General features: G+C 66.0%; 17 protein-coding genes and 1 other RNA gene. 7 read left to right on the top strand and 11 right to left on the bottom strand.

What is annotated here, in order from left to right; all coding sequences use genetic code 11:
- Window positions 1-70 precede the first annotated feature (70 nt).
- The 3 genes from nfi to ABQY64_RS14220 all read left to right on the top strand — a co-directional run bounded on the left by nfi (window position 71) and on the right by ABQY64_RS14220 (window position 2,822).
- A complete protein-coding gene (nfi, locus tag ABQY64_RS14210; RefSeq protein ID WP_047126880.1) occupies window positions 71-784 on the top strand; it encodes a deoxyribonuclease V in 714 nt (237 codons plus the stop codon).
- 431 nt (window positions 785-1,215) lie between these two features.
- Window positions 1,216-2,106 (top strand): pirin family protein, encoded by an 891-nt coding sequence (locus ABQY64_RS14215; RefSeq protein ID WP_047126881.1) that lies wholly within the window; start codon window positions 1,216-1,218, stop codon window positions 2,104-2,106.
- 254 nt (window positions 2,107-2,360) lie between these two features.
- Complete coding sequence (locus ABQY64_RS14220) at window positions 2,361-2,822, top strand: hypothetical protein (protein ID WP_039526245.1); 462 nt, start codon at window positions 2,361-2,363, stop codon at window positions 2,820-2,822.
- 91 nt (window positions 2,823-2,913) lie between these two features.
- Here ABQY64_RS14220 and ABQY64_RS14225 read toward each other — a convergent pair whose 3' ends face one another.
- Both ABQY64_RS14225 and ABQY64_RS14230 read right to left on the bottom strand, forming a co-directional pair.
- Window positions 2,914-3,345 carry an OsmC family protein gene (locus ABQY64_RS14225; protein ID WP_349780040.1) on the bottom strand — a complete coding sequence of 144 codons (432 nt, stop codon included), beginning with the start codon at window positions 3,343-3,345 and terminating at the stop codon, window positions 2,914-2,916.
- A gap of 34 nt (window positions 3,346-3,379) precedes the next feature.
- Window positions 3,380-4,237, bottom strand: coding sequence for a pirin family protein (locus tag ABQY64_RS14230; RefSeq protein ID WP_349780039.1), 858 nt, complete (start codon window positions 4,235-4,237; stop codon window positions 3,380-3,382).
- A gap of 229 nt (window positions 4,238-4,466) precedes the next feature.
- Between ABQY64_RS14230 and ABQY64_RS14235 the strand changes: the two genes are divergently transcribed.
- Entirely contained in the window at window positions 4,467-6,539 is a 2,073-nt protein-coding gene (locus ABQY64_RS14235; protein ID WP_047126883.1) for a carbon starvation CstA family protein, read from the top strand.
- Window positions 6,539-6,763, top strand: coding sequence for a YbdD/YjiX family protein (locus ABQY64_RS14240; protein ID WP_016904074.1), 225 nt, complete (start codon window positions 6,539-6,541; stop codon window positions 6,761-6,763). Before ABQY64_RS14235 ends, ABQY64_RS14240 begins: the two co-directional genes overlap by 1 nt.
- 661 nt (window positions 6,764-7,424) lie before the next feature.
- On the opposite strand, the gene ABQY64_RS14245 is transcribed toward ABQY64_RS14240, so the two are convergent.
- Window positions 7,425-8,129 (bottom strand): HAD family hydrolase, encoded by a 705-nt coding sequence (locus ABQY64_RS14245; RefSeq protein ID WP_349779925.1) that lies wholly within the window; start codon window positions 8,127-8,129, stop codon window positions 7,425-7,427.
- 240 nt (window positions 8,130-8,369) lie between these two features.
- On the opposite strand from ABQY64_RS14245, the gene ABQY64_RS14250 reads away from it, so the two are divergent.
- A complete protein-coding gene (locus ABQY64_RS14250) occupies window positions 8,370-9,134 on the top strand; it encodes an ankyrin repeat domain-containing protein (protein WP_046343571.1) in 765 nt (254 codons plus the stop codon).
- Window positions 9,135-9,170: 36 nt separating this feature from the next.
- Window positions 9,171-10,337 (top strand): XVIPCD domain-containing protein, encoded by a 1,167-nt coding sequence (locus tag ABQY64_RS14255; protein ID WP_039519892.1) that lies wholly within the window; start codon window positions 9,171-9,173, stop codon window positions 10,335-10,337.
- A 183-nt stretch (window positions 10,338-10,520) separates the two neighbouring features.
- Here the strand turns inward: ABQY64_RS14255 and ABQY64_RS14260 are convergent, their stop codons facing one another.
- The 8 genes from ABQY64_RS14260 to paoA form a co-directional block, all read right to left on the bottom strand.
- On the bottom strand, window positions 10,521-11,771 hold the full coding sequence (locus ABQY64_RS14260) for a DUF819 family protein (RefSeq protein ID WP_349779926.1): 1,251 nt from the start codon (window positions 11,769-11,771) through the stop codon (window positions 10,521-10,523).
- 222 nt (window positions 11,772-11,993) lie between these two features.
- On the bottom strand, window positions 11,994-12,209 hold the full coding sequence (locus tag ABQY64_RS14265) for a hypothetical protein (RefSeq protein ID WP_024939372.1): 216 nt from the start codon (window positions 12,207-12,209) through the stop codon (window positions 11,994-11,996).
- Between the two features lie 512 nt (window positions 12,210-12,721).
- Window positions 12,722-13,330 carry a nucleotidyltransferase family protein gene (locus tag ABQY64_RS14270; protein ID WP_211914091.1) on the bottom strand — a complete coding sequence of 203 codons (609 nt, stop codon included), beginning with the start codon at window positions 13,328-13,330 and terminating at the stop codon, window positions 12,722-12,724.
- 607 nt (window positions 13,331-13,937) lie between these two features.
- A non-coding RNA gene (locus tag ABQY64_RS14275) (sX9 sRNA) lies at window positions 13,938-14,013 on the bottom strand.
- Between the two features lie 55 nt (window positions 14,014-14,068).
- Window positions 14,069-15,085 carry an XdhC family protein gene (locus ABQY64_RS14280; protein WP_349779819.1) on the bottom strand — a complete coding sequence of 339 codons (1,017 nt, stop codon included), beginning with the start codon at window positions 15,083-15,085 and terminating at the stop codon, window positions 14,069-14,071.
- On the bottom strand, window positions 15,082-17,289 hold the full coding sequence (gene paoC, locus ABQY64_RS14285) for an aldehyde oxidoreductase molybdenum-binding subunit PaoC (protein WP_046343579.1): 2,208 nt from the start codon (window positions 17,287-17,289) through the stop codon (window positions 15,082-15,084). Before paoC ends, ABQY64_RS14280 begins: the two co-directional genes overlap by 4 nt.
- Window position 17,290: 1 nt before the next feature.
- Window positions 17,291-18,241 carry a xanthine dehydrogenase family protein subunit M gene (locus tag ABQY64_RS14290; RefSeq protein ID WP_039526229.1) on the bottom strand — a complete coding sequence of 317 codons (951 nt, stop codon included), beginning with the start codon at window positions 18,239-18,241 and terminating at the stop codon, window positions 17,291-17,293.
- A complete protein-coding gene (paoA, locus tag ABQY64_RS14295; protein WP_024939376.1) occupies window positions 18,238-18,888 on the bottom strand; it encodes an aldehyde dehydrogenase iron-sulfur subunit PaoA in 651 nt (216 codons plus the stop codon). Before paoA ends, ABQY64_RS14290 begins: the two co-directional genes overlap by 4 nt.
- Window positions 18,889-19,436 lie beyond the last annotated feature (548 nt).

Consider the following 19,436-nt stretch of genomic DNA (forward strand, 5'->3'; position numbering starts at 1 on the left):
GATTGTAACGGCAGCCAGCGCATCGCAGGCGTGCACGACACCGCCACGCCCAGCGCGCGATGCTGCGGCCATGCAAACGATCGATCCCGTCTTTGCCGGTTGGGATGGCAGCGTCATCCAGGCGCGACAGTTGCAACAGCAACTGGCACACCGCGTGGTGCTGCAGGACCAGGCCGGCGCAACACCGCAGCTGCTCGCCGGCTTCGACGTCGGCTTCGAAGACGACGGCCAGACCACGCGTGCGGCCGCGGTGCTGCTGGATGCAGACACGCTGCTGCCGCTGGAAACGCATGTCGCGCGCGTGCCCACCTCGATGCCGTACGTACCGGGGCTGCTCAGTTTTCGCGAGCTGCCGGCCTTGCTGCAGGCGCTGGCACTGCTCTCGCGCCCGCCCGATCTGGTCTTCATCGACGGCCAGGGCATCGCGCATCCGCGCAAGCTCGGCATCGCCGCGCACTTTGGCGTGGTGACCGGCTTGCCCAGCATCGGCGTGGCCAAGCAACGCCTGGCAGGCAGCTTCGTCGAGCCGGGACCCGAGCGCGGCGACCATAGCCCGATCCTGTTGGGCGGCACGCAGATCGGCTGGGCGCTGCGCAGCAAGCTGCGCTGCAATCCGCTGATCGTCTCGCCGGGCCATCGCGTCTCGATGCAGGGCGCGCTCGACTGGACGCTGCGTACCCTGCGCGCCTATCGCCTGCCCGAGCCCACGCGCCTGGCCGATCGGCTGGCCTCGCGGCGCGGCGAGATCGCCCTAGACACCGCGGCGCCCGCACAACTGTTCTAGCGCGCGGCAGTCAATCGCGATCGACATGCTGCGTGCCTGCAGCCGTCGTCCATGACGAACGAGCTCGGCGCGCTCGCGCTAGTCGCCAGCGCGCCACGCAACGACGTTTCAGCGCGCGGCATCCACGCCTGGCGCGCATCGGCGCTGGCGCTAGCGGTACCGGCGCGAACTCTTTCGCAATCGACCGGTGATCCTTGCTGCGACAAGGCACGTCATCGTCGCGAAAGATTTCATTCCTGCCGTCGCTGCGGCACATCGCTGTGCGCCGCTGGACTGCAATCGCGCGACACGCGCCGCTCGCCCTTGAAAAACACACCGCCGGCCTCGTACGTGACACTGCCTCCGGGACGATCTGTCTTGGTGGAGCGCTCGCCCGGCCGCGTGCGCGCATGCAAAGCTGGCGACCACTCCAGCCACTGCGAGCCGCCGCCATGACCACTTTGATCGCTCCCCGCGTGCACGACATCGGCGGGCTGGAAGTCCGCCGCGCCGTGCCCACGTTGCAGGCGCGCAGCGTCGGCCCGTTCGTGTTCGTCGACCATATGGGCCCGGCGGTGCTGGAGCCGGATCACGGCATCGACGTGCGTCCGCATCCGCATATCGGCCTGGCCACGGTCACCTTCCTGTGGGCCGGCGAGATCGGCCACCGCGACACCTTGGGCTCGGACCAGGTGATCCGCCCCGGCGACGTCAACTGGATGACCGCCGGCCGCGGTATCGCCCACTCCGAGCGCACGCCCGGCGCCGAGCGCGCCCGCACGCATGCGCTGCACGGCATGCAGACCTGGATCGCACTGCCGCGCTCGGCCGAAGAAACCGCGCCCGCCTTCCATCACCACGCCGCCGCCAGCCTGCCGCAGCAACGCCGCGATGGCGTCTGGCTACGCGTAATCGCCGGCCGTGCGTACGGCGAGGAATCGCCGGTGCAGGTGTTCAGCGGCACGCTCAATGTCGCGCTGGATCTGCAGCCGGATGCGGAGATCGACCTGGACACCGGCCACGCCGAACGTGCGCTCTACATCCTGGAAGGCGAGGCGCAGCTGGATGGCGCCGATGTGCCCGCGCGCCATCTGATCGTGCCCTCGCCCGGCAGCCGCGGGCGCCTGCGCGCCAGGACGCCGCTGAAGGCGATGCTGCTTGGCGGCGAGCCGCTGGATGGCCCGCGCCACCTGTGGTGGAACTTCGTCTCCAGCTCCAAGGAGCGCATCGAGCAGGCCAAGGACGACTGGCAGGCCGGTCGCTTCGGCAGCATTCCCGGCGACGACAAGGAATTCATTCCGCTGCCGGAAACCCCGGCGCCCAAGCCGGTCAACTACCCCTGACCACCGGCTGCCGCGCGCAAGCGCCGCGCAACCCACCCAGGTCTCGAAACGGGAGTGCCGGTGCGCACGACCGATTGCAGCCCGGCCTGCGAATTGCGCTTGAGCTTGCAGCCACACCTGTGGTAGTGATGTCCCCATAGGTTGGGGACAGGTTGCGTGCGGGCACAGCCGGGCGGGGAGCGCACTGGGCTGATGCGGCGACACGCGCGACGACGCTGTCCCTGCGCAGACATCCAACGCCGGGGAACACTTGAATGAAGTCCGCATCCTGCCTTGTCGGCCTGAGCCTGCTGTTGGCCGCCGTCACCGTTCACGCCCAAACCTCACCGGTCTGCCCGCCGCTACCGCCTGCCTCCGGGCTGCAGTGGAGCGAGCTTGCGGGCGCGGACTATCTGGTCTGCAAGGCCATGACCGCAGACGGTCGCCAGGTGGTCGGCGTAATGCTGACCACCCGCGACCCGGCGATGACGCTGGCACGCGACCGCCGCGCGGAGAAAGGCCAGATCCAGCAGGAGGACTTCTACTGGTACAAGCTCGACCTGGGCGGCCGCGAGCTGCCGGGCATGGAATCGCGCCGGGTCACCGTGGTCGAGCTGGGCAAGAAGCGCTACGCGCAGCTATGGATCGACGGCGCCAATACCGAGGAACTGGCCTCGATGCAGTCGCTGGTGCAGAACATGGACCTGCAGCCGGCCAGCCTGGCACTGCAGCGCTGAGGCAAGCAGTCGTGACGCGCCAGGGCATGCCGACCTGACGCGGTCTTTCAGGCGAGCCGGCGGAGCACCCGCATGCGGCTCGCCGGCGCTTTCAAACGCCCGCCGCCGCAGCTGACGCGTCGCCGTCGCCCTGCAATGCCGTCTCGATCCGCACCTCGCCGGTGAGCAGGCGATGGATCGGGCACTTGTCGGCCACCTCCAGCAGGCGTGCACGCTGCGCATCGTCCAGCGTGCCTTCCAGTTCGATCTGCCGCGTGATCCGCGTGCCCGCAGCGCCGCGCTGGGTGTAATGCAGATGCACATGCACCGCCGTCAACGGCCACTGCTTGCGCGCGGCCACCATCGACACCGTGATCGCGGTGCAGGCACCCAGGGCGCCCAACACCTGCGACTCCGGATCCGGCCCGGCGTCGGCGCCGCCGTTGGCCGGCTGAGTGTCGCCGCTCCAGCTGTGTTGACCATCGTGGATGCTCACGGTGTACGGCACCGCGCCGGTGCTGACACTGACGGGCCGGTCACTCATGCCGCGGCCCCCGCAGTGGCTACAGCGCGCCGGCTCAAAACCGGCCTTCCTGGAAATCGACGAAGGCCTGCATCAGTTCCTGCTTGGTGTTCATCACGAACGGGCCGTGCCGCATCACCGGCTCGTTGAGCGGGCGGCCCGCCACCAGGATCAGCTGCGCACCGTGCGCACCGGCCCGCAGCGTCAGGCGCTCGCCGCCACCGAGCACCGCCAGTTCCTGCGCCGGCAGCGCACGCGCGGCATCGCCCTCGCCTACCGTCACTGCGCCTTCGAACGCATAGGCAAACGCGTTGTGGCCGCTGGGCAGCACATAGTCCCAGGCCGCATCCGGTGCCAGTGCGATATCCAGGTACACCGGTTCGGTGGCCGGTTGCACGATCGGGCCACGCACCTCGCCCACCGCGCCGGCGATCACCTTGACCGTGACGCCAGGCGCCGGCTGGGCGACCGGAATGCGTTCCGGGGCGTACTCCTGGTATTTGGGGTCGGTCATCTTGTCGCGCGCCGGCAGGTTCACCCACAGCTGAAAGCCGCGCATGCGCCCGGATTCCTGCTCGGGCATTTCCGAATGGATCAGCCCCCGCCCGGCCGTCATCCACTGCACGCTGCCCGGGGTCAGCAGGCCCTCGTTGCCGTGGTTGTCCTTGTGGCGCATGCGCCCGTCCAGCATGTAGGTCACCGTCTCGAAGCCGCGGTGCGGATGGCTGGGAAACCCGGCCAGATAGTCCTCGGCCTTGTCGGTGCCGAACTCGTCCAGCATCAGGAACGGGTCCAGGTCCGGCAGCTGCTGGGTGCCGATCACGCGGGTCAGCTTGACTCCGGCACCGTCGGAGGTGGGCATGCCACGGATGGTGCGCAGCACGTGTGCCGCTGCGGTGGCGGTGATGCTCATCGACCTCTCCCTGCGTGAATGACTGGCTCGAATAATGGATGCAGTCGGCACGCGGCCCAACCGCGACCGGCGCAACCGATCGTTCCAAAACCCGCCGGCGCCGCCGCGCGATCCGGCACGCGGTGCCAAGACGCTCTACAACTAAAGTTTTACCCCGGCCCGGAACGGCGCCATTGACCCCGGGCGGGCAGAGGGTGACCCTTGGGTGAATCGTTCCTGAGGGGCATGCATGAAAGGGTTCTCGAAGCTGGCCTGGGGCGCGCTGGCGCTGCTGGCCGCGTTCTGTCTGGGCACCGTGGCGCTACGCCGCGGCGAACACATCAACGCGTTGTGGATCGTGGTGGCGGCGGTGTCGATCTATCTGATCGCCTACCGGTTCTACAGCCTGTTCATCGCCGACAAGGTGATGCAGCTGGACGTCACCCGCGCCACGCCCGCGGTGGCCAACAACGACGGCCTGGACTACGTGCCCACCAACAAGCACGTGCTGTTCGGCCATCATTTCGCCGCGATCGCCGGTGCCGGGCCATTGGTCGGCCCGGTGCTTGCCGCACAGATGGGCTACCTGCCCGGCCTGCTGTGGCTGGTGGTCGGCGTGGTGTTTGCCGGCGCAGTGCAGGACTTCGTGGTGCTGTTCCTGTCCAGCCGCCGCAACGGCCGCTCGCTGGGCGATCTGGTGCGCGAGGAAATGGGCCAGGTGCCCGGCACCATCGCCCTGTTCGGCGCCTTCCTGATCATGATCATCATCCTGGCGGTGCTGGCGATGGTGGTGGTCAAGGCGCTGGCGGAAAGCCCGTGGGGCATGTTCACCGTCATCGCCACGATGCCGATCGCGCTGATGATGGGCGTGTACATGCGCTACATCCGGGTCGGCAAGATCGGCGAGATCTCGGTGGTCGGCCTGATCCTGCTGCTGGGCGCGATCTGGCTGGGCGGCAAGGTCGCGGCGGATCCGAGCTGGGGCCCGGCATTCACCTTCACCGCCAAGCAGATCACCTGGATGCTGATCGGCTACGGCTTCGTCGCGTCGGTGTTGCCGGTATGGCTGCTGCTGGCGCCGCGCGATTACCTGTCCACCTTCCTCAAGATCGGCACGATCCTGGCGCTGGCGATCGGCATCCTGGTGGTCATGCCGGATCTGAAGATGCCGGCACTGACCCAGTTCGCGTCCACCGGCGACGGCCCGGTCTGGAAGGGCGGCATCTTCCCGTTCCTGTTCATCACCATCGCCTGCGGCGCGGTCTCCGGTTTCCATGCGCTGATTGCTTCGGGCACCACGCCCAAGCTGCTCGCCAACGAAGGCCACATGCGCTACATCGGCTACGGCGGCATGTTGATGGAATCGTTCGTGGCGGTGATGGCGCTGGTGGCCGCATCGATCATCGAGCCGGGCATCTACTTCGCTATGAACAGCCCGGCCTCGCTGGTCGGCAGCGACACGGTGGCGGTGGCCGCCAAGGTGTCCGAATGGGGCTTTGCGATCACGCCCGATGTGCTGGAAGCCACGGCGCGCGACATCGGCGAGCACAGCATCCTGGCACGCGCCGGTGGTGCGCCCACCCTGGCGGTGGGCATTGCGCAGATCCTGCACCAGCTGCTGCCGGGCGAAGACACCATGGCATTCTGGTACCACTTCGCGATCCTGTTCGAAGCACTGTTCATCCTGACCGCCGTGGACGCCGGGACGCGTGCGGGCCGCTTCATGCTGCAGGACCTGCTGGGCAACTTCATCCCGGCGCTGAAGAAGACCGAATCGTGGGCCGCCAACATCATCGCAACCGCCGGTTGCGTGGCGTTGTGGGGCTACCTGCTCTACACCGGCGTGATCGATCCGTTCGGCGGCATCCAGACCCTGTGGCCGTTGTTCGGCATCTCCAACCAGATGCTGGCCGGGATCGCACTGATGCTGGGCACGGTGGTGCTGTTCAAGATGAAGCGCGACCGCTACGCCTGGGTCACCCTGGTGCCGGCGGTGTGGCTGCTGATCTGCACCACTTATGCGGGGCTGATCAAGATCTTCGACAGCAACCCGGCGCAGGGCTTCCTGGCGCAGGCGCACAAGTACCAGGACGCCATCGCCAGCAACACCATCACCGCGCCGGCCAAGACGGTGGCGCAGATGCAGCAGATCGTCACCAATGCCTACGTCAATACCGGGCTGACGGTGCTGTTCCTGTTCGTGGTGGGTTCGATCCTGATCTACGCGATCAAGACCATCGTGATTGCGCGCCGCAATCCGCAGCGTAGCGACCGCGAAACCCCGTACGTGGCCTTGCAGCCACACCAGATGGCGGATCTGTAATGGGCACCCAACTTGTTCTCGCCAGCCAATACCAGGTGCATCGCCGCATCTGGCGGCGCCTGATCCAGACCGCACGCCTGTGCTGCGGCATTCCCGATTACGACAACTACGTGCGCCACATGCTGGAAAAACACCCCGACAAACCGGTGATGGACTACCCCACCTTCTTCCGCGAGCGCCAGGACGCGCGTTACGGCGGCAAGAGCGGGTTTCGCTGCTGCTGACCGGATGACCGGATAGGTGGCGAGTCGGAACGCAGCAGGGCGCGATGCGAATCGCGCCCTGCTGCGTTGATGGCTTGGGGTTGGTGCAGGGCCCTTGCCCGCCCACCGTCGCGGGACACGCCGCAAGTACGTCCTTGTAGGCTCTTACGCGGCATCCATGCCGCGTAAGGTCCCGCGACGGTGGGCGGGCAAGGACCAGTCGAGAGAGTCGGTGTGCGTGGTTGCAAGCAGTGCATGAGGTGCATTGGTCGGATCGGTGTGCGTCGACCAGCGTCTCACCACCCCATCGCGAGCCGAGCGGTGGACGGGCTTTCAGCACGCAACCCACAAACGTCTCGCTGGCGGCCCAAGCCGAGCAACAAGCTCTCAAGAAAGCACCCGACCAACTTTCTGGTGCGGTGCCCGCGCCGCTTGCGGGACCGTGTGGCGGCATGGAGGCCGCCACCGAGCCTACACGGACGTCCTTGCGGCGTGTCCCGCAAGTGGTGAGGGCACCGCGCGCTCGATGGACCAAGCCTTTGACGGTCTCCAAGCCACGCTATGACGCAACAGCCCTGTCATTGCAGGTCGATTGCACGGTCTGGCCCGGTCGGTTGCAGAATGAGAAGGCTGCGATTGCGCCACCATCGACACTGCGTCCAAGACGTACTGCCGGCAGCTCTCAGCCAGCGCGTTTTTGCGCCAGCCGCTCGAACAACGCAGGCAGCTCGCGCATATCGTCGAACACCGCCAGCACACCGATGCGACGCAAGGTGTCGGCATGGCCCAGCGGAATATGGCTGGCACCAGTGAACCCCAGCACCTGCATGCCGGCCGCCAATGCGGCAGTCGCACCGGTGGGGCTGTCTTCGATCACCAGGCAGCGCTCCGGCGCAACGCCCAGGGTGCGTGCGGCCAACAGATAGACATCCGGCGCCGGCTTGGGCCGCTCCACCATATCGGCACTGAAGATGTGCCCTGCGGCGCGCGTGGTGAGCCCTACCCGTTCGACCGAGGCAATCACATTGTGGCGGCGGCTGTTGGAGGCGACCGCCAGCGGCAACGGAATCTGTTCCAATGCGTCGCGCACACCCGCAATCGGCTGCACCTCGGCCTTGATCCAGGCTTCACTACGCGCCTGGATCTGTGCCAGCAAGGTCTCCGGCAGCTGTATTGCGAAATGTTCCTGCACGCGCAGCAATACCTCACGCGTGGTCTGCCCGAACGTTGTGCCGAGCAACTGCTCCAACGCTTCGGCCGGCACGAAGGCCGCCAGCGCCTCGCGCATCACCCGGTCGGCCAGTATTTCGCTGTCGACAAGCACACCATCGCAATCGCTGATCAGTAATTCGTAGACCATTGCACCCATCTGCTCGCAAAGCACCATTATGCCGGCCGTCTTGTGACCGTTGGCTGTGGCGGAGTGCATGCGCGCGTGAGACTCGTCGTGATGCATCGGCAACATGCCGACACCACGACGACAAACGGCCTCAACCAGTGAAACCTGCGGCGCCGGCATGTCACAAAATCTTACCGCGCGTCGTCCAGGCAGCTGGTAGGATCGGCCCGGCTGCGGAAGGACACACCGCAGTGCCACCAGGAATGCGATCAGGAGAAGGAGATTTCGATGCAGACGCGATTCCCCACCCTGCTCGTTCTTGCGACCTCGTTTTTCGCGGTCTCATGCACCGCCTCGCCCGGTGCCAAGGAGCAAACCACCATGTCAGCTACGCTGCAGGACCACACCGTCGCCTTCCGCGACCCCGGCCTGACCGACATTGCCAACGCCATCGCGCACGGTGATGTCGCCCGAATCCGCGCACTCGCACCGACAGTCGATCTCGCCGCACACGGCGATCAGAACGTCACCTTGCTCGAGTGGGCGATCTGGAACGAACAACCCCGCGCCCTGGCCGCATTGCTCGATGCCGGCGCAGATCCGTCGTTGCCGGGCATGGACCAGGAAACGGTCGTGCATATGGCGGCCATGGCGAAGGATGCGGAATACCTGAATATCCTGTTGCAGCACAAGGCGCCGATCGATGTGGTCAGCGCGCGCGCCGGATGGACACCGTTGTTCCGCGCCGTGCAGAGCAAGCGCGATGCGCAGATCGCGTTGTTGATCCAAGCAGGCGCCGATGTACAGCGCGTCGACAATACCGGCAACAGCGTGTTGCATCTGGCCGCACAAAGCGGCGCAGCAAGCCCGGCAGTGCTGCAATTGCTCGAGGCCGGGGTGGATCCCACGCTGCGCAACGCGCAACAGAAGACCTTCCAGGCGTATTTCTTCACCACCCCGGACCGCCTGCTCAATGCAGCCGGCCAGCAGGCCAGGTCGGACGTGCGCGCATGGTTGAGCGCCCACAACATTCCCGTGGAAAGCAGCCGCTAAGCGGGCTTTTCGCACGACGAACGCAAGGAGCCGCGCATGAGCCCGTCAAATTCCTCGTCCACCCCATTCGCAGAGTCGATGCGTGGACAGCAACCGCAGCCGGAAGACCGCCAGTTCCCGGCGGTGCTGCAAGACCTCTACGCCACTGCCTCGCAACGACGCGAAGGCAGCGCCGAAATCTTTGCGCCCTTGCCCAACGGCTGGACGCGCATGGACGACAGCACCCTGCAACGGGCGGGCATCGACCCCGGCCTGCTGCACGATGCCAAGAGCGGCTTCGATGCCGCGTTCTACCGCAACGAACAGGGCCAGGTGGTGCTCGGCTTCTGCGGCACCGACGAAGGCAAGGACTGGAAGCACAACCTTGGCCAGGGCCTGGGCTTCGACGACGCGCAATACGCGTCTGCCATCCAGCTCGGTAGCCAGGCCAAGCAGGCGTTCGGCGACCAGGTGGTGATCTCGGGGCATTCGCTCGGCGGCGGCCTGGCGGCCGCTTCGGCGATGGTCAACGACATCCCCGCCGTGACCTACAACGCCGCCGGCGTCAACGACCGCACGCTGGAACGCCAGGGCCTGGATGCCTCGGCAGCCAAGGAGTACGCCAGCAGCGAGTTGATCCGCGGCTACCACGTCAAGAACGAGATCCTCACCCATCTGCAGGAAGACAGCATTCCCCTGAAGTGGGCGATGCCCAATGCGGCCGGCCATCAGATCGAGCTGCCGGAACCGGACCCGTTGTCGTTCGGGCAGCGCCTGGTGCCGGGCAGAATGTTGATGCACCGCATGGACCTGCACGGCATGGACTCGGTGATGAAGGCGCAGGAGATGCAATCGCCCGGGCAGGCGCAAGGTGCAGGCAGCCAGTTGTTCAACGACGCGGTGGTGCGCCTGGATGGCCAGCGCGAACGCCTGGGCCTGCGCGACGACACCGCGTTTCTCAACACCGCCGCCAGCGTGGCCGCGCGTGCAAGTAGCGACGGCCTGCAGCGGATCGACCACCTGGTGCCCAACCGCGACGGCGACAGCCTGATCGCGGTGCAAGGCCGGATGGACGACCCGGCGCATTTGCGCAGCCATGTGCAGACCGCCTCGGCGGCCAACGAGCCGGCGCACGGCAATGTCGATCAGCTGCAGCAGCACAATCAGCAGCAGTCGCAGCAAAGCACGCAGCAGGAAGCACAGCGGCGCGGCCTGCAGCAGTAATCATGACCGGGCACTGGCGCTGGCCAGCGCCCGCCTCGAGGTGGCGGACAACACCTCGCAAGCGCTCGCCGAAGGGATGTAGCCAGTACATCCGGCACTGCGCCAATGTGTGATACCGCCAGGCAACCCCGGCACGTCCTGCCACACCTTCCCGACGACTACACCGACTGTGCGACGGTCCGGTCAGCCCGCTCCCGCCATCGCGCGCAAGGTGATGCCGACCAGATAGGCCAGGTACGTGCCGGTGGCGTAGCCCATCGTGCCCAGCAGCACGCCAACCGGCGCCAGGGCCGGGTGGAACGCAGCGGCCACCACCGGCGCCGAGGCCGGCCCACCGATATTGGATTGCGAGCCGATCGCGAAATAGAAGAACGGCACCCGCAACAGGCGGCCCAGGCCCCACAGCAAACCGATATGCACCGCGATCCAGATCAGCCCGAGCAGGAACAGCCAGGGCCGGTCCAGCAGCGCCAGCAGATCCATCTGCATGCCGATGCAGGCGATCAGGAAATACAGCAGCAGTGAACCGACCTTGGAGGCCCCGGCCCCTTCCAGCGTGCGCGCGCGGGTGAAGCTCAGCAGCAAGCCGATACTGGTCGCCAGCACCACCACCCACACGAACGGCGTGTCCAGGCTGAACTGGCTGGACCAGCGCAGATTGGCCTTGCACCATGCGGCCAGTGGATTGGCCAGCGCGTGCGCCAGTCCGACCCCGCCGAATGCCACCGCCACGATCACCATCAGATCGGCCAGGCTGGGGATGCGCGCGTGTTCGGCCTGGAACCGCGCCATGCGGTCCTGCAGCGCATCCAGCGCGCGGGTATCGGCGCCGCTGCGCGCATCGATGCTGCGCGCGCGCCCGGCCAGGAAGATCAGCGCCGCCATCCACACATAACCGACGCCCACATCCACCACTGCAAACTGCCCGAAGGTGGTGGCATCCACATCGAACACCTCGCGCATCGCCAGCATATTGGCCCCACCGCCGATCCAGCTGCCCGCCAGCGCGGCCATGCCGGCCCAGGTATCGCCGGCCACCGTGGCCGGATGCACCCAGCCCATCACCCAGAACGCCACCACCGCGCCCAGCATGATGCTCAGTGACGCGCCCAGGTACATGGCAACCAGCTTGGGCCCCAGCCCCAGGATGGCGCGCAGGTCGATGCTCAGCGTGAGCAGGATCAGCGCGGCCGGCAGCAGCACGTCGCGCGCGATCGGGTTGTACAGGCGGGTATTGGCACCGTCGATCAGGCCAACGGTATTGTAGATGCCTGGCAGCAGGTAACACAGCAGCAGCGCCGGCACCACGGCGTAGAAGCGTCGCCACAGCCCCTGCTCGCGCGAGGAGGTCCAGAACACCGCCCCCAACGTGGCGGCGATCAGGCCGAAGACCACGATATCGTTTTGGATCAAGGCAGAACCGGCGGCATTCACTAGGGGTGACATTCTCGACTAGGGGCCGCCAAGGTGCGGATCGCAGCAAGAATGGCCGATCGGTCGTGTCCAGTCGACTGGATCTGCGGGCGAGCACCGGCGTGACTGCAAGGCCGCCGGCTGGCGCACTGCGATAGGGTTGCCGGGTGCGTGTGGTCGGCCACCCTGCCCGGGCAGGATCGTCAGCGTCTTCCTTGCGCTTTCTGCAAGCGGCCGGTTCGGTCAGCCGTAGCGACGCACCACGCGCTCGCCTTCGGCGGTCTTCAACACCACGCCGCTGGGCTGACCGGTGGTCATGCAATGCAGCTTGGCCATCAATTCGGCATTTTCCAGCGCGCCCTGCTCGCGCAGATAACGCAGCGGCGACCACTGCGGCCGGGTCACCCACCAACCGCCCTGTTCGGGATGAATACGCACAACATAACGGGACTCGTCCATCAGGGCCTCCGGCCGGCAGATGCAGCGGTACAACGACGGAAGTGGGCAGCGCGCAATGGCGCAGCGCACCAGCGATGGGAGTGCCGGGGTCCCGTTCGGGATGCCGGCGCGCCCTTACTCAAGGGGCCGCGGGAGAGTGGCCTAGGGCCCCGCGTCCGGCATAGCCAGCATGTCTTTTTGCTAATGCCAACGCCGTCGGGCGGACACTGGCATGAAGGTAGGAAAATTCTTACGTGACACCGATCGAAGCTGGCGCTAAATTCGCGCTCGAGCGGCGAACAGACGTCGCGGCTGGCCGTCAACGGGCGCAGACGGCGCGGGGGAATTCGTCGCTCTTGAAGATGCCTCGGGGGAGGGGTCGCATGCATCTGCTCAGGAAGTTCCAGTTTCCGGTCAAGACCGCAATGGTGGTGGGCTATGTCCTGGTGATCAGGGAAGCGCTCGTGCTGTGGTCGTAAGACAACCTAGCCCCCAGGCTGCCGGATAGCGCGTCAAGCACCCGTCACGGTGTCTCAATCCGCATCCACCCAGCCACGCTGTTGCGCTGCGACCAGGTCGGCGGGCGTGTCCACGTCCAGCGCGAGCGCCGGGGCGCTGACGCAACCCAAGGTCTGCACGTCCAGGCCGGCGAACAAGCCGCGCAGGCCGCTGTCGCCGTGGAGCGGCACGTCGGCCCAGGCCGCGTGGGTGACCACCGCCGGGATGCCACGCACACCGGCGTACCCGCTGGTGGCACATCCGGATGCGGCCCGGTCCGCTTCCTCCAGCAAGGCGCGCAGATGCGGTGTATCCAGCGCGGGCTGGTCGCACCCCAGGATGAGGCTGCGCCTTAGCGACGTATCGTCCTGCACATGCTGGCGCAGCGCCGCCAGGCTGGAGCCCATGCCGGCGGCCCAGTCGGCGTGACGTAACACTTCCACGTCCAGGCCTTGCAGGACCTCGGTCAACGCGTCGGCATCGGCGCCCAGCACCACAACACAACGGCGCGGCGCCGTCTGCAGCGCGACGCGTGCGAAACGCCGCAACAACGGTTCGCCGTCGCGCAATAGCAATTGTTTGGAACGCCCTAACCGACGTCCTGCACCCGCGGCGAGCAGCAGCGCAACGTGATCGCTGCTCATGCGTCCAATGCCATCGCGCGCGGCGAACAATGGCGCGATGTGCGCAGCATCGGGCACGCATCAACAAGCGCATCGCACCGAGGTGCGTTGAGATGACCGGCAATGACTGGCGACAGCAATCGATCTGCGTCGCAGGAGACGTCGTCGTAGTGATCAAGTAATTCGGTCATGGCGACGTGGCATGCATATTGGGGATGCGCCAGCCTAAAGAGGTAACTGTGCGCGCGGAGTGACTAAATGCAGCGCATTCCCCGATCCAGATAATGACGCTTTCCTACGTCTACAAACCGACCGGCGTGCATTGCACTGCTACGCAAGCATGACGAAGAAACATGCGGAGCTGCGGTAGCGCTGCGCTCAGGACGGCAGCGACTGATTTCCAGCGCTGGATGGCGCAGTTACCTGCAGAAGTGCGGATCACAAGAGCATGCCTTAAAAGGCATATCAAAAATTACTTACTCTCCAGATTGCTACTTTCAGCACCAGAAACTTCATCGGCAACCATGCATCCACCCTGCTGGCGACTGCACATCGAAATTCATATCGAAGTTAATGCAAACGCGCGATTGCAGTGCCCTGCCCGTTCTCACGGCGGCACAGCTGGAGTGGCTGACGGAACGTAGCGAGCAGTCGCCAAGCGAGTGCGGATGGCGCGGAGCAATCGCAGTGTACGAGTGGTACATACAACTACTGACCGCGCCCGCACGGCGGTGCGCGCAGTCGTGTTGGGGGCCGTTCTTAGCCAGCCGACGCCGCAGCAGCCTGCCCATCGGCGACCGCCTGGGTGGCTTCGGCAATGATGCCCAGTGCAATCGTGTGCGGGGAAGAGCGCCCCATCCGCCAGCCTGCCGGCAAGCGCAATCTGGCCAGCGCGGCATCGTCATGCCCAAGCGCACGCAGCGCCTGCAGGCGTGCCTCACGTTTCTGGCGACTGCCCAGGATGCCGATGCAGGCAGCCCTGGAGGCAAGCCCGCGCGAGGCGACCTGCAGGTCGCTGTCGCCGTCGTGCGCCAGACTGTACAGCGCAGTGTCCGCATCCAGATGCAGGTCCTGCAGCGCGTCGCCCAACGCACGGCGATCGTAATGGTCGGCGGCCAAGCCGGGCGGTGGTTCGCTGGGGCCGTGCGGCCGCAGCACGCGTACCTCGATACCCATCTGGCTGGCCAGCGACACCAGCACCAGCAGCGCAGGATCGGCACCGACCAGCACCAGCCGCAGCGACGGCCGGTGCGTACGCAGGAATTCATCGGGACGCAGGTCCTGCGCGCTGACCGGGTAACGGACGGCGCCGGTGCTCCGGTCCAGCGCGACATGGAACGGGCGACGGTGCTGGCGCGCATTGCGCCAGCGCGCCAGATGCTCGCCCAGGTCCTGGACCGGCCAGACCAGCACGCCGATACGGCCGCCGCAGCTGAGCTGGATGTCCAGCACCTGGCTGCCTTCGCCGTAGTCCAGCCAGCGCGGCATGCCGTCGCGCAAGGCGGCGATGGCTTCGTGCGCCACTGCCGCTTCCACGCAGCCGCCTGAGACGTAGCCGGCCACCCGGCCGTCGGCGCTGATGGCCATCTCGCTTCCCAACGGGCGCGGCGAGGAGCCTTGCACGTCGATCAGCGTGGCAATGGCGACGCGCTGCCCCGCCCGATGCCAGGCGGTCAGCGTCGGCAGCAGGTCATCGTGCAGGGCATAGCTCGGCCATGCCGGCCACGCCGGCTCGGCCGGCGCCGCGTGCGTGACCGGGGCCACCACCGCACTCACGCGCGCAGCAACTCGGGCAGATGCGGAAGCAGCTTGTCCAGCGTCACCGGGTAATCGCGGACGCGCACGCCGGTGGCGTTGTAGACCGCATTGGCGATCGCTGCCGCCACGCCGCAGATGCCCAGCTCGCCGACACCCTTGGCCTTCATCGGCGATGACATCGGGTCGCTTTCTTCCAGGAAGACCACTTCCTGATGCGGGATGTCCGCATGCACCGGCACTTCATAACCGGCTAGGTCGTGATTGACGAAGAAGCCTAGCCGCTTGTCCACCGCCAGCTCTTCCATCAGCGCCGCACCCGCGCCCATGGTCATGCCGCCGATGACCTGGCTGCGCGCAGACTTGGGGTTGAGGATGCGTCCGGCCGCGCACACCGCCAGCATGCGACGGATGCGTACCTCGGCGGTGGCGACATCCACGCCGACTTCGACAAAGTGCGCGCCGAAGGTGGATAGCTGATGCGTCTTGGAAAGCTCACCGAACTCGATCTTGTCCTCCACCACCAACGCGCCATTGGCCGCCGCATCACCCAGCGCAATGCGCTTGCCGCCAGCACGCACGTGGCTGTCGGCGAATTCGGCCTTGGCCGGGTCCAGCCCCAGCTGCTTGGCTACGGCTTCGCGCAGTTTCACTGCCGCGGCATACACACCGGCTGTTGAACTGTTCGCACCCCACTGGCCGCCGGAACCGGCCGAGGCGGGAAAGCTGGAATCGCCCAGGCGCACATCCACCCAGTCCAGCGGCACGCCCATCATCTCCGCAGCGGTCTGCGCAATGATGGTGTAGGAGCCGGTACCGATATCGGTCATATCGGTTTCCACCACCACACGGCCGCCCTGCTCCAGCCGCATGCGTGCACCGGAGGTCATCACCGGCGCGTTGCGGAACGCTGCCGCCACGCCCATGCCGACCAACCAACGCCCATCGCGGTTGCTGGCCGGCTTGGCCTTGCGCTTGGACCAATCGAAACGCTTTGCGCCATCTTCCAGGCACTTGACCAACTGACGCTGCGAGAACGGACGCTGCGGGTTTTCCGGATCCACCTGGGTATCGTTGACGATGCGGAACTTGACCGGATCCATGTCCAGTTTTTCGGCCATCTCATCCATGGCCACTTCCAGCGCCATCAGACCCGGCGCTTCGCCAGGCGCACGCATCGCGTTGCCTTCGGGCAGATCGAGCACCGCCAGGCGCGTGGAAATTAGCCGATTGGCACCGGCATACAGCAACTGGGTCTGCGCGGCCGCGATTTCCGGGCCGCCCTCGGGCAGGTCGCCGGACCAGCTCTCGTGCGCGATCGCGGTGATCTTGCCATCGCGCTGTGCACCGATACGGATACGCTGCACGGTGGCCGGGCGATGCGTAGTGTTGTTGAAGATCAGCGGCCGCGGCAGCATCACCTTGACCGGGCGTCCGACCTGGCGCGCGGCCAGCGAGGCGAGCACCGCATCGGCACGCAGGAACAATTTGCCGCCGAAGCCGCCACCGATGTACGGCGACATCAGACGCACGTTTTCGCGCGGGATCCCCAGCGTCTTGGCCAGATCGCCCGCGCTCCAGTCGATCATCTGGTTGGAGGTCCACACGCTCAGCTTGTCGCCTTCCCACATGGCGATCGATGCGTGCGGCTCCATCATCGCGTGCGAATGATCGGGCGTGGTGTATTCGGCATCCAGCTGCACCGGCGCTGCCACGAAGGCGCTATCGAAATTGCCGACCGCACTGTTCGGCGCCCCGCCCTCCTTGGTGACCTTGGCGCCATCGCGGGCCTTTTCCAGATCGTAGGCGCCAACGTGGCGACCGTAGTCGACCTTGATCAACTGGCCTGCGGCACGTGCCTGCTCGAAGGTCTCGGCAACCACCACCGCAATGGCCTGGTGGTAATGCTGGATCTCCGGGCCGCCGAGCAGTTTGGCCGTGTTGTACTTGCCTTTCTGCAACTTGCCTGCGTTCTGCGCAGTCACGATGCCGAGCACGCCCGGCGCATTGCGCGCGGCGCTCAGATCGATGCTGCGAATGCTGCCTTTGGAGATGCCGGCGCCAACGATATGGCCATAGGCGGCACGGCCGGGCAGATCATGATGCTCGTACGCATACGGCGCCTGCCCGGTGGTCTTGAGTGGACCGTCGATACGATCGACCGGCTTGCCGACCACCTTGAGCTGGTCGATGGGATTGGTACTGGCGGGAGTGTCGAATTTCATATCAGGCCCTCGTGTCGGCCAGGATCGCGGTCAAGGTGCGCTCAACCAGCGGCAGCTTGAAGGCGTTGTGTTCGGTGGGTTGTGCGCCGTCGAGCAGCACGGAGGCAATCGCACGTGCGCCCTGACGCGACTGTGCTTCGGCCGCCTCGCTGCGCCACGGCTTGTGGGCGACACCGCCGACGCCGACACGCACGCTGCCATCGCGTTGCACGACCGCCGCAACCGACACCAGGGCGAATGCGTAGGAGGCACGATCGCGCACCTTGCGGTAGACATGCGTGCCGCCGAGTGGCTTGGGCAGGCTCACCGCGGTGATCAATTCGCCGCGTTCCAGCACGGTTTCCAGGTGCGGCGTCTTGCCAGGCGCACGATAGAACTCCGACAACGGCACCGCACGCGTCTGTCCATCCGGACGCACCGTTTCAACCACCGCATCCAGCACGCGCATGGCAATGGCCATATCGCTGGGATGGGTGGCGATGCACTCTTCGCTTACGCCGATCACTGCCAACTGTCGGTTGAAGCCACCGATCGCCGCGCAACCGCTGCCCGGCAAGCGCTTGTTGCATGGCTGATTGGTGTCGTAGAAGTACGGGCAACGCGTACGTTGCAGCAGATTGCCTGCGGTGGTGGCGCGGTTGCGCAACTGCCCCGACGCACCTGCCAGCAATGCGCGCGACAGCACGGCGTAATCGCGACGCACACGGGCATCGGCTGCCAGATCGGTGTTGCGCACCAGGGCGCCGATGCGCAGGCCACCATCCGGCGTCTCTTCGATGGTATCCAGGCTCAGCCCGTTGACATCGATCAGGTGCGAGGGCGTCTCGATCTGCAGCTTCATCAGATCGAGCAGGTTTGTGCCGCCGGCGATGAACTTGGCACCCGGCTGGCGTGCCGCCTTGGCCGCAGCGTCGGCGGGCGAAGTCGCTCGCTCATAGCTAAACGCCTTCATGCGCGCTCTCCCGCAACATCATTGATCGCATCGACGATGTTGGAATACGCGCCGCAACGGCAGATGTTGCCACTCATGCGCTCCTGCAATTCCGGCGTGGTGAGCCTGGTCTTGGCGGTCAGATCGTCGGTGACATGGCTGGGAATGCCGCGCTTGACTTCGTCCAGCACCGCCACCGCCGAACAGATCTGCCCGGGCGTGCAATAGCCGCACTGGTACCCATCGTGCTTGACGAAGGCCGCCTGCATCGGATGTAGCTTGTCCGGCGTGCCCAGGCCTTCGATGGTGGTGATCTTGCCGCCCTGATGCATCACCGCCAGCGATAGGCAGGAATTCATCCGCTGCCCATCGACGATCACGGTGCAGGCACCGCATTGGCCATGGTCGCAGCCTTTCTTGGTGCCGGTCAGATGCAGATGCTCGCGCAGGGCATCCAGCAAGGTGGTGCGATTGTCCAGGGTCAGCGTCACCGGCTTGCCGTTGACTTCGAATGCGACCTGGCTCGATGCGTTGGCAGGCTCGACTGCCTGCCGCTGCGACATCGCATTGGCTGCAGTGGCGGCCATCGACTGGGTTGCGGCAACGCTGGCTGCCGACGCCGTGCCAGCGATCAGTACCTCGCGACGGGTCATCTTGATATCTCTCATGGCTGGCATCTCCAACAATGCTGGCTTATACAGTTCTTAAATAATGTGCAGCGCGGCCGGTCACAATCGCGTGAGCATGCGGCGAGTGTGTGCGGGCGCGAATCGGCGGTATGGCCCGATTCTAGAGGCGCTGCAGGCGGGCATTGACGGCATGGACTGCATGCGCCTATGAAACGCGCTCATCATTGTTGGAATGGGTTGCCTACTCGCTGCACGACACTCGTGTGTGCTGCTGGCAGCTCGCGTTTTGCAGCGCGCCCCAGGTTCTTGAAATGGTTCGGGACCTTTCCATGTGCTGACAACGACGATGTCATCTGCGTCAGCGCGCTGGCTTCGTCTCCACCACGCGGTGCTTGTCTTCCGAATCCGGATGCGCTGCATCGAGAACATCCGGACGCGAACGACGGCTCTTGAGCGGCGGCCAGCGCGTGGCGATCGGCCGTCAGCTGAGTGTGGATAGCGTGGAATTGCAGCGTGCACGAGTGACACCTGACGATCCCACACAGCGGCCGCGCCCGCCTCACGGCAAACGCGGCGCGTTTTCGACC

This window comes from Xanthomonas sp. WHRI 7065 (assembly GCF_040203115.2).
Taxonomy (GTDB): domain Bacteria; phylum Pseudomonadota; class Gammaproteobacteria; order Xanthomonadales; family Xanthomonadaceae; genus Xanthomonas; species Xanthomonas arboricola.

Bases quoted from the DNA above. Each gene is read 5' to 3' on its own strand.
- nfi (WP_047126880.1), top strand. From the start codon at position 71: ATGCAAACGATCGATCCCGTCTTTGCCGGTTGGGATGGCAGCGTCATC.
- ABQY64_RS14215 (WP_047126881.1), top strand. From the start codon at position 1,216: ATGACCACTTTGATCGCTCCCCGCGTGCACGACATCGGCGGGCTGGAA.
- ABQY64_RS14220 (WP_039526245.1), top strand. From the start codon at position 2,361: ATGAAGTCCGCATCCTGCCTTGTCGGCCTGAGCCTGCTGTTGGCCGCC.
- ABQY64_RS14225 (WP_349780040.1), bottom strand. From the start codon at position 3,345: ATGAGTGACCGGCCCGTCAGTGTCAGCACCGGCGCGGTGCCGTACACC.
- ABQY64_RS14230 (WP_349780039.1), bottom strand. From the start codon at position 4,237: ATGAGCATCACCGCCACCGCAGCGGCACACGTGCTGCGCACCATCCGT.
- ABQY64_RS14235 (WP_047126883.1), top strand. From the start codon at position 4,467: ATGAAAGGGTTCTCGAAGCTGGCCTGGGGCGCGCTGGCGCTGCTGGCC.
- ABQY64_RS14240 (WP_016904074.1), top strand. From the start codon at position 6,539: ATGGGCACCCAACTTGTTCTCGCCAGCCAATACCAGGTGCATCGCCGC.
- ABQY64_RS14245 (WP_349779925.1), bottom strand. From the start codon at position 8,129: ATGGTGCTTTGCGAGCAGATGGGTGCAATGGTCTACGAATTACTGATC.
- ABQY64_RS14250 (WP_046343571.1), top strand. From the start codon at position 8,370: ATGCAGACGCGATTCCCCACCCTGCTCGTTCTTGCGACCTCGTTTTTC.
- ABQY64_RS14255 (WP_039519892.1), top strand. From the start codon at position 9,171: ATGAGCCCGTCAAATTCCTCGTCCACCCCATTCGCAGAGTCGATGCGT.
- ABQY64_RS14265 (WP_024939372.1), bottom strand. From the start codon at position 12,209: ATGGACGAGTCCCGTTATGTTGTGCGTATTCATCCCGAACAGGGCGGT.
- ABQY64_RS14270 (WP_211914091.1), bottom strand. From the start codon at position 13,330: ATGAGCAGCGATCACGTTGCGCTGCTGCTCGCCGCGGGTGCAGGACGT.
- paoC (WP_046343579.1), bottom strand. From the start codon at position 17,289: ATGAAATTCGACACTCCCGCCAGTACCAATCCCATCGACCAGCTCAAG.
- ABQY64_RS14290 (WP_039526229.1), bottom strand. From the start codon at position 18,241: ATGAAGGCGTTTAGCTATGAGCGAGCGACTTCGCCCGCCGACGCTGCG.
- paoA (WP_024939376.1), bottom strand. From the start codon at position 18,888: ATGAGAGATATCAAGATGACCCGTCGCGAGGTACTGATCGCTGGCACG.